The 9,347-nt window shown below is 68.5% G+C and carries 6 protein-coding genes and 2 rRNA genes; 5 read left to right on the top strand and 3 right to left on the bottom strand.

The window, feature by feature from the left end; translation table 11 throughout:
* The 5 genes from AB0O44_RS04275 to AB0O44_RS04255 form a co-directional block, all read left to right on the top strand.
* A 23S ribosomal RNA gene (locus AB0O44_RS04275) occupies positions 1-108 on the top strand; the annotation flags it as partial.
* Between the two features lie 205 nt (positions 109-313).
* Positions 314-430 (top strand): 5S ribosomal RNA (gene rrf, locus AB0O44_RS04270).
* A 677-nt stretch (positions 431-1,107) separates the two neighbouring features.
* A complete protein-coding gene (locus AB0O44_RS04265) occupies positions 1,108-1,395 on the top strand; it encodes an HU family DNA-binding protein (protein ID WP_056341443.1) in 288 nt (95 codons plus the stop codon).
* 216 nt (positions 1,396-1,611) lie between these two features.
* Complete coding sequence (locus tag AB0O44_RS04260; RefSeq protein WP_364134705.1) at positions 1,612-3,666, top strand: cytochrome c oxidase assembly protein; 2,055 nt, start codon at positions 1,612-1,614, stop codon at positions 3,664-3,666.
* On the top strand, positions 3,666-5,627 hold the full coding sequence (locus AB0O44_RS04255; protein ID WP_364134603.1) for an NHL domain-containing thioredoxin family protein: 1,962 nt from the start codon (positions 3,666-3,668) through the stop codon (positions 5,625-5,627). The genes AB0O44_RS04260 and AB0O44_RS04255 overlap by 1 nt, the downstream gene beginning before the upstream one ends.
* 77 nt (positions 5,628-5,704) lie before the next feature.
* Here AB0O44_RS04255 and AB0O44_RS04250 read toward each other — a convergent pair whose 3' ends face one another.
* The 3 genes from AB0O44_RS04250 to AB0O44_RS04240 all read right to left on the bottom strand — a co-directional run bounded on the left by AB0O44_RS04250 (position 5,705) and on the right by AB0O44_RS04240 (position 9,289).
* The gene (locus AB0O44_RS04250; protein ID WP_364134600.1) at positions 5,705-6,697 is read right to left on the bottom strand and encodes a hypothetical protein; all 993 of its coding nucleotides are present in this window, start codon (positions 6,695-6,697) and stop codon (positions 5,705-5,707) included.
* A gap of 140 nt (positions 6,698-6,837) precedes the next feature.
* On the bottom strand, positions 6,838-8,532 hold the full coding sequence (locus AB0O44_RS04245; protein ID WP_364134597.1) for a helicase HerA-like domain-containing protein: 1,695 nt from the start codon (positions 8,530-8,532) through the stop codon (positions 6,838-6,840).
* A 49-nt stretch (positions 8,533-8,581) separates the two neighbouring features.
* Positions 8,582-9,289 (bottom strand): type 1 glutamine amidotransferase domain-containing protein, encoded by a 708-nt coding sequence (locus AB0O44_RS04240; protein WP_364134594.1) that lies wholly within the window; start codon positions 9,287-9,289, stop codon positions 8,582-8,584.
* Between the last annotated feature and the right edge of the window lie 58 nt (positions 9,290-9,347).

Genomic DNA, 9,347 nt, shown 5'->3' with positions numbered 1-9,347 from the left:
GTGTGAGAGGCCCCCAGCCAGACCACTGGGTTGATAGGCCGGATGTGGAAGCGAGGACTAAAGACTCGTGAAGCTGACCGGTACTAATAGGCCGATAACTTACACCACACACCACCCCCACGGGGGTGGGTATGAAGAACAAGACTGCTTGCGTCCACTATGTGGTTCCCAACCAACAAACCCACCACCGGGTCAGTTGTGTTGCACGGAACCGAACCATAATTGAATACAACACCACAACCTGCCCCAGGGCAGGAGTTGTAACCACAATAGATTTCCCACCAACCCCACGGGTTGGTCCGGGTAACAGGGTTACGGCGGTCATAGCGTGGGGGAAACGCCCGGTCCCATTCCGAACCCGGAAGCTAAGACCCACAGCGCCGATGGTACTGCACCCGGGAGGGTGTGGGAGAGTAGGTCACCGCCGGAACATCATTTAGGTCGAGAGCCTCCAACCACACGGTTGGAGGCTCTCCCACTTTAACCACCACCCCGGCTGCCTAACCTGCCAGCCAGGATCGGACGCCCACTCACCACCGGGTCCCCTCTCGGGACTCCCTTCCACACATTCGGGTGCTCCCGGAACTCCCTCCCTCACATCCAGCGGGTATCCGCAGACCAACCACCCAGGCAGCGCCCCAGTAGCGCCCTGAGCTGAGGGAGCGTCCGGTGGAAACCGGCAGCAGCTGAGGGAGCGTCCGGTGGAAACCGGCAGCAGCTGAGGGAGCGTCCGGTGGAAACCGGCAGCAGCTGAGGGACCGCCTGGGGAAAGTGGGCATTATGTGAGGGACCGTCTGGGAAACCGGGGTCGGTCGGCGGGCCGATGACAGCACTGGTGCGCCTTCCCGCACGCCGTCCCGCCGGTTCCTCAGTCCTCCAGGGAACCGACTATTGGTGCGCCGGCTGGGGGTGATGATGCTGATGCGTCCGCTGAGGGCTGAAATGGGCCGTCCAAACCGCTCCGAAGTCGTGATTTTGACCAAAAAAGCGCGAAAACACGCGGAATTTTGTCTCCTCGCGGGCGCCTAGCTGGTAAGTTTTCGAAGAGTGGCTTGCTCGCGCACTGCGGGCAGGCTTCAGAAATTAGATCAGTCCAGGAGGACATACATGGCTAAGAACCGTAGTGAACTTGTTTCAGAGGTAGCTGGCAAGGCCGGCACCAGCCAGGCAGCCGTCAACTCCGTGCTCGATGCACTGTTCGAGGTTTTCGAGACCTCTGTCGCCGCGGGCGAAAAGATCACCATCCCGGGCTGGCTCGCCGTCGAGCGCACCGACCGCGCTGCCCGCACCGGCCGCAACCCGCAGACCGGCGAGACCATTCAGATCGCCGCCGGCCACAGCGTCAAGCTGACCGCAGGCTCCAAGCTGAAGGCCGCCGTCGCCAAGAAGAAGTAGTCTTCTTCCACGCTTGAAGGAGCGGCAACCCCTCACGGGTTGCCGCTCCTTGGCGTTTGAACCGCCCGCCAGCGGCCGCCGGCTCGTGACGCCGGATTCGGCCCGGCGGCGGCAGTAGCGGACAATGGAACTGTGCCTTTTGCTACGAGAACCCAGAGCCCGGCAGCGTCCTCCCGGCAGGGCGGACCGGCTGGCTCCGGCGCCGGCACCCCCGGCATCACGCAGCCGTGGCTATGGACCGGGCTGGCGGTACTCTTCGCCGCCCTGATCACCGGGCTACTGTTCTCGGGCGCGGCGGGTGCCCGCGCGGTCTCCGACCCCGGTGCCCTGGTCCGCTGGGGCCTGCCGGTCACCAAGGCGCTGCACAACATCTCCATCGCCACCGTCATCGGCGGCCTCATCTTCGCCGTCGGCATCCTGCCGTGGAACTCCACCCGCAAGGCCTCCCGGGACAAAAACGCCCCGGAACACCCGGCCTTCACCCGGGCGCTGTCCGTCACGGCGATCGCCGGCGTCGTCTGGACGCTGTCTGCCGTCGCGGTCTTGGTTCTCAGCTACGCCGACATCGCCGGCCAGACCCTCGCTGGCGACCCGCAGTTCACCAAGTCGCTGGTCTACTACATGACGGACATCGACACCGGCCGTGCCTGGCTCGCCGTCGTGATCATCGCCGCCGTCGTGACCACCGCACTTTTCGGCATCCGCTCCCGGGGCGCGCTGGCCATCACGCTGGTGATCGCCGCGGGCGGCCTGATCCCGCAGGCGCTGATCGGCCACTCGGCCAGTTCGAACGACCACGAGGGCGCGATCAACTCCCTGGCCCTGCACCTGGCCGGCGTGTCCGCCTGGGTGGGCGGCATCATCATGCTCGCCCTCCTCTCCCAAATTCTCACCAGCTCTGGCGGCAAGGCCGACATCACCGAGCCCACCCTGCGGCGGTTCTCCGCCCTGGCCGGGTTCGCCTTCGCCCTGGTCTTCGGCTCGGGCGTCATCAACGCCAGCATCCGGGTCTCCAGCTGGGCCGACCTCTTCGGCTCCCCTTACGGGCAGCTCATCATGGCCAAGGCCGCGGCCACCCTGGTCCTCGGGGGCGTGGGCTTCATGCACCGGCAGTGGGTGATCCCGCAGCTGGGCGCGACGGGCCACGGCAAGACGGCCCGCCGGGTGCTCTGGCAGCTGATCGCCGTCGAACTGTTGATCATGGGCGCCACCTCCGGCCTGGCGGTGGCCCTCGGCCGCTCGGCCCCGCCGCAGCCCACCACGTTCGCCCCCGACGCCTCCCCGGCGTTCATCCTCTCCGGCTACGAGCTGCCGCCCGAGCTGACCCCGCAGCGCTGGCTCACCGAATGGCGCTTCGACTGGCTCTGGGTGGCCGTGGCCGCCGCGGGCCTGGTCTCCTACCTGCTGGGCGTCCGGAAGGTCACCAAGCGGGGAGACTCATGGTCCTGGTTCCGGACGGCGAACTGGATCATCGGCCTGATCGTCCTGACCTACATCACCTCCGGGCCGCCGTCGGTCTACGGCCGCGTGCTGTTCTCCGCGCACATGGTGGACCACATGGCCCTGACCATGGTGGCGCCCATCTTCCTGGTCCTCGGCGCCCCGGTGACCCTCGCGCTGCGCGCCCTCACCCCGCGTCGGGACAGCTCGCGCGGCCCGCGGGAATGGCTGCTGATCTTTGTGCACTCGAAGTTCTCCCAGCTGGTCACGCACCCGCTCTTCGCCGCCGCGAACTTCGCCGGGTCCATCATCCTGTTCTACTTCTCGGATGCGTTCGGCTACGCCATGCGCGACCATGTGGGCCACGAGCTGATGAACCTGCACTTCCTCCTGACCGGCTACATCTTCGTGCTCACCATGATTGGCATTGATCCGCTGCCGCGGCGGGCCGCGTACCCGATGCGCTTGGTGCTGCTGCTGGCCACGATGGGCTTCCACGCCTTCTTCGGCGTCTCCATCATGGGCGGCACCGGGTTGCTGGCCGCGGACTACTTCGGCAACCTCGGCCGGGCCTGGGGACAGTCGGCGCTGCTGGACCAGCAGACTGGCGGTGCCGTGGCCTGGGGCATCGGCGAGGTACCCACCCTGCTGGTGGCGATCGGCGTCGCCGTCCAGTGGTCCCGCTCCGACGCACGCGAGTCCAAACGCACCGACCGCGCGGCGGACAGGAATAACGACGCCGATCTCACCGCTTACAACGATATGTTTGCCAAGCTCGCCGAACGCGACGCGAAGCTGGCCGATCGCAACTCCAAGCTGGAAGGACGCTGATGAGCGAAACAGTACGCACCCACCACCGGGTCCGGGCCTCCGAACTCGTGGGACGCGGCTGGTTGAACACCGGCGGCAAGTCCCTGGACCTTGAATCCCTGCGCGGCAAGATCGTGCTGCTGGATTTCTGGACCTTCTGCTGCATCAACTGCCTGCACGTCCTGGACGAGCTGCGCCCCCTCGAGCAGGAGTACTCGGACGTCCTGGTGACCGTGGGCGTGCACTCGCCCAAGTTCGAGCACGAGGCGGACCCGGTGGCCCTCGCCGCCGCCGTCGAACGCTACGAGATCCGCCACCCGGTCCTGGACGACCCGGAGCTGGAGACCTGGAAGGCGTACACCGCCCGCGCCTGGCCCACCCTGGTGGTCGTCGACCCGGAGGGTTACATCGTGGCGCACCTCTCCGGTGAGGGTCACGCCGACGGCCTGGCCGTGCTGATCCCGGAACTCATCGCCGAACACGAGGCCAAGGGCACCCTGCACCGCGGCGACGGCCCGTACGTGGCGCCGGAACCGACGTCGGGCACCCTCCGCTTCCCCGGCAAGGCCCTTTACCTGCCCGCCGGCCGCGGCTCCGAGGCAGCCGGCGACGCCGGGTCCTGGCTGGTCACCGACACCGGCCACCACCGCCTGGTGGAACTCTCCACCGACTTCGAGACGGTGCTGGGCACGTACGGCTCGGGCGAGAAGGGGTACGCCGACGGCGGCCCCGCCGACGCCCGCTTCAACGAACCCCAGGGCCTGGTGCTGCTGCCCCAGGACGTGGCCGACCAGGCCGGCTACGACGTCGTGATCGCCGACTCGGTCAACCACCGGCTCCGCGGGCTCTCGCTCCGCACCGGTGAGGCCACCACCCTGGCCGGCAACGGCATCCAGCGGCTCCTCGAGACCGGGCCCGCCCGGGTGGACGAGGAGGGTGCCGCCTACGGTGCCGCGCTGGAAGCCGATCCGCTGAAGGTGGCGCTCAGCTCGCCGTGGGATGTCGTCTGGTCCGCGAAGCTCAACGCCGTGGTCGTGGCCATGGCCGGTGTGCACCAGATCTTCGGCTTCGACCCAGTGACCGGGGCCGTCACCATCGTCGCCGGCAATGGCCTCGAAGGGCTCCTTGACGGACCGGCCGCCGAGGCCTGGTTCGCCCAGTCCTCCGGCCTCGCCGAGGACGCCGGCGGCAACATCTGGGTGGCCGACTCCGAGACCTCCGCGCTCCGGAAGCTGGTGATCGGCGAGGACCGCAGCGTCACCGTCGAGTCCGCCGTGGGCAAGGGCCTGTTCGACTTCGGTTTCCGGGACGGTCCGGCCGCCGAGGCGCGGCTGCAGCACCCGCTGGGCGTCACCGTGCTGCCCGACGGCTCCGTGGCGATCGCGGACACCTACAACGGCGCGGTCCGCCGCTACGACCCGGCCACCGGTACCGTGTCCACCCTGGCCCGCGGCCTGTCCGAGCCTTCCGACGTGATTGTGGACCACACCCACGTGGCCGGCGAGGAACCGCTGCTGGTGGTGGTCGAGGCCAACAAGCACCAGCTGGTGTACGTGCCGATCCCCAAGGAAGCCCAGCAGGTGGACGAGGGAGCCGCCCAGACGCAGCGGCCCAAGAGCCCGGTGGCGCCCGGACTGCTGTCCCTGACGGTCCGCTTCACCGCCCCGACCGGGCAGAAACTGGACGACCGCTGGGGCGACCCGACGCAGCTGAAGATCTCCTCCACCCCGCCGGAGCTGCTGGTGGCCGGTGGCGGGACCTCCGTGGGACTGCTCCGCACCCTGGAGCTGGCCTCTGACGTCCCCGAGGGCGTCCTGCACATCACGGCCCGCGCGGCCGCCTGTGACGGCCCCGAGGACGCCGACGGCGAGATCCCGGACCACGCGGCCTGCCACCTGTACCAGCAGGACTGGGGCATCCCGGTGACCCTGCAGCCCGACGGTGACACCGAGCTGGTGCTGGATCTGCGCGGAATGGACTAAGGCGATTGGGCCGGTCCGGGTCTGACCCGGACCGGCCCTTTTATGCCTCCGCGCGCTGCTGGCGGGCGGTACAAAAACTAACCGGTCAGCTGCGGGGTGAGCTTCACCGAGTCCCCGTCGACGTCCAGGCGGGCGGTGAAGCTGAAGTCGTGGACGGCGTTCAGTTCGGTGACAGAGCCCGTGAACAGGTCTACCTGGCGGGCCTTGATCCGGGCCTTTCCGTCCAGCGGAGCCACCACCCAGCGGCCGCCGAAGGGTTCGATGCTGACCACCGGGTAGTCGGTGATGCTCCAGTCGATGGTGCCGTCCACCACCCGGTTGTTGGTGGCGTGGTAGAACGGGCAGTCCGGCTGGAGTTGCTGCTTCTTGTCCGCCTGGTCCGCGCAGGTGTCCAGGAATTCTTTGACCTTGGCCGTGACGGCGCTCTTCAGTCCGTCGGTGGCGCGGGTCAGCAGGTTCAGCGGCGCGGCCGGGGCGTCCTTGCCGGTCAGCGTGGTCCGGGACGGGGGCGCCGCGAAGTACTGGCTGTTCAGTGACGCCTCGTACTGGCCGGGGTAGAAGACGGCGAAGCTGTTGCGGCCGTTGGGCATGTTGACCGGAACCCCGTTGAGCGCGGCGTGGTTGGAGTTGACCACGGTGACATCCAGGACGGGCAGCGTGGTGGGTACGAAGGACCAGTCCCGGAAGAACAGCCACTGCGGGTCCGAGCCCTGGAGCAGGAACTCCGTGCGCTGGCGGCTGCCGTCGATGCTGTAATCGATCGGCACCATCACCCGGTTACCGCCCCGGTCCTCCGCACGGCCCACCGAGACGTCGGAGAGGCGCGCCGCGGCCGCCTTCAACCCGGCGCCGTCCAGCATGGCGGCGTTGCTCTTGGGGACGGACGCGTGCAACAGGCCCAAGGCTTTGGCGCCCTCACCCTGGCGCAACGCGTCCAGATATTCGCGCACCGGCTGCTGCGGGCTGGCCAGGGAATTATTCACGACGTTGATGGCGACGACGGCGCCTGCCACTGCCAGCATCAGGCCCAGCAGCCACAGGGCTGCGGTTTTGACGACGGCCTGACTCATCTGCACGATTCTTACGTTACCTGCCGCCCCGCCAAATCCCGGTGTCACGACGTCCGCGCATGACGGCCGGACGCCCCCAACTAGACCCCAGAGAAGCCGCAGTCAGGTCACGGCTAAGCCACCGCCAGACCCCTTGGGCGTCAGCGGCGCCGGCTCCGGGAGGACGTGCCGAAGACGCCGCGCAGCAGTTCGCGGCCCAGCTGGGTGCCCAGGGACCGGGCCATGCTCTTCAGCCCGCCGCCGAGCGCACCGCCCAGGGCGCCGGCCAGGTCGCCAGCCATGCCGCCGCCCTGCTGCGGGGCGGGCGGGGCCTGCGGGGCGCGGCGGGCTTCGGGGGCGGGGGCCGGGCGGCTGCTCGGGCGGCCGAGGATCTCCTCCTCGATCAGCCGCGCGTCGGCGTCGACGTCGGTGGGCGTGCCGGCCGGGGCAGCCCCGGTCTCCGGCGCCGAGGCGGGTCCGGCGGCCGGACCGGTGGGCGCGGCGGCCTTGCCGGAGAGCTTCTCGTAGGCCGAAACATTGTCGACGGCGGTACCATACGCGGCCAGCAGCGACGAGGCCGCCACGGTGCTGGCCACCAGGGCGGGCTCGCTGGGACCCATCACGGATTCCGGGGCGCGCAGCCGGGTCAGCGCCACCGGGGTGGGTGCGCCCTTCTCGTTCATGACGGTGATGACGGCCTCGCCGATGCCCGCCGTCGTCAGAGTCTCCTCCAGGTCGTAGTCGCTGACCGGGAAGGTCGAGACGGTGGCCTTGAGGGCCTTCGCGTCCTCCGGGGTGAAGGCCCGCAGGGCGTGCTGGACCCGGTTGGCGAGCTGGCCCAGGACGTCGGCGGGGACATCCTTCGGGGTCTGGGTGACGAAGAAGATGCCGACGCCCTTGGAGCGGATCAGCCGCACGGTGGTGGTGATGGCGTCGAGGAAGGCCTTGGAGGCGCCGTTGAAGAGCAGGTGCGCCTCGTCGAGGAAGAAGACCAGCTTCGGCTTGTCCAGGTCCCCGGCCTCGGGCAAGTCCTCGAACAGGTCCGCCAGCAGCCACATTAGGAAGGTGGAGAACAGCATCGGCTTGGTCTGCAGGGTGGGGAGCTCCAGGCAGGAGACCACGCCGCGGCCGTCGGGGGCGGTGCGGAGCAGTTCGGCAGTGTTGAACTCGGGCTCGCCGAAGAATTTCTCCATGCCCTGGGCCTCGAGGGTGATCAGTTCGCGGAGGATGACGCCGGCCGTGGCCTTGGAGAGCCCGCCGAGGTCCTGGAGGGCTTCCTTGCCCTCGTCAGAGGTGAGGAACTGGATGACCGCGCGGAGGTCCTTGAGGTCGATGAGTTCGAGGTTGTTCTTGTCCGCGAAATGGAACACCAGCTGCAGGCTGGATTCCTGGGTCTCGTTCAAATCCATGATCCGGGAGAGCAGGATCGGGCCGAAGGAGGTGACCGTGGCGCGGACCGGCACGCCGGCGCCGTCGCCGCCGAGGGCGAGGAATTCCACCGGGAAGGTCTTACCGGACCAGGGCTGGCCGATGCTGTCGGTGCGGGCCTTGAGTTTCTCGGAGCCGGTGGCCGCGGTGGCGAGGCCGGAGAGGTCGCCCTTGATGTCCGCGAGGAACACCGGTACCCCCGCGGTGGAGAGCTGTTCGGCCATCATGTGCAGTGTCACGGTCTTGCCGGTGCCGGTGGCTCCGGCCACCAGGCCGTGCCGGTTCATCATGGCCAGCGGCAGGCGGACCGGTGCTTCCTTGTGCAGCTCGCCGTCGACGATCGCTGCTCCCAGCTCAATCGTGGGACCCTCCAGGGTGTATCCCTTTTGGAGTGTGGCTACTTTATCTGCGGTGGATTTGATCGCCATGCGGCTAGCTTAGCCGGGTCCGGTTGCCCGGACCCGGCGTCGGCCGGAATTACTTTGCGTCGGTGAGCGCCTTGATGACTTCCTGGGCCACGTCCGCGCTGGACTGCGGGTTCTGGCCGCTGATCAGGTTGCCGTCCCGGATCACGTGGGAGGTCCAGGCTCCGCCGTTGTCCACGACGGCGCCCTTGTTCTTGAGCTCGTCCTCGACGAACCACGGGGTGTTCTCGCCGGTGCCGCCGCCGAGTTCCTCCTCGTTGGTGAAGACCGTGACGCGGCGGCCGGCGAAGGCGAAGGTGCCGTCGCCGTCGACCGCGCTGAGCAGGCCGGCGGGGCCGTGGCAGAACGGGGCGATGATCTTGCCGTCGTTGTTGGCCTGGGTCAGGAGCTTGCCGAGGGCGGCGTCCTGGTACAGGTCGGCCATCGGGCCGTGGCCGCCGGGCATGACCACGGCGTCGTAGCCGGAGAGGTCGACGTCGGCGAGCACCAGCGGGGAGGAGAGCTCGCCGTCGATCTTGTCCAGGTAGGAGCGGAAGCCGTCCGCGCGCTCCTGGCCGCCGGCCTGGTCCGCCTGCAGGCTGACCTGGTCCACGGTGGGCTTGGCGCCGCCGGGGGTGGCGATGTGGACGGTGTGGCCGGCCTTGATCAGCTCCTGGTGGGAGACGACGAGCTCCTCGGCCCAGAAACCGGTGGGGTGCTGGCTGCCGTCACGCATGGTGAGGGAATCGGCGGCGGATACGACCATCAGGATGTTGGCCATGGTGTGCTCCTGTTCTGCCGGGCGGACCCGGCGGTGGGGTTATGAGGGGGAGGGTGGT

The organism is Arthrobacter sp. NPDC080082 (assembly GCF_040686595.1).
GTDB lineage: Bacteria > Actinomycetota > Actinomycetes > Actinomycetales > Micrococcaceae > Arthrobacter.
Note: the sequence above shows the minus strand (reverse complement) of the source record. Positions and strands in the feature narration are given on the sequence as shown.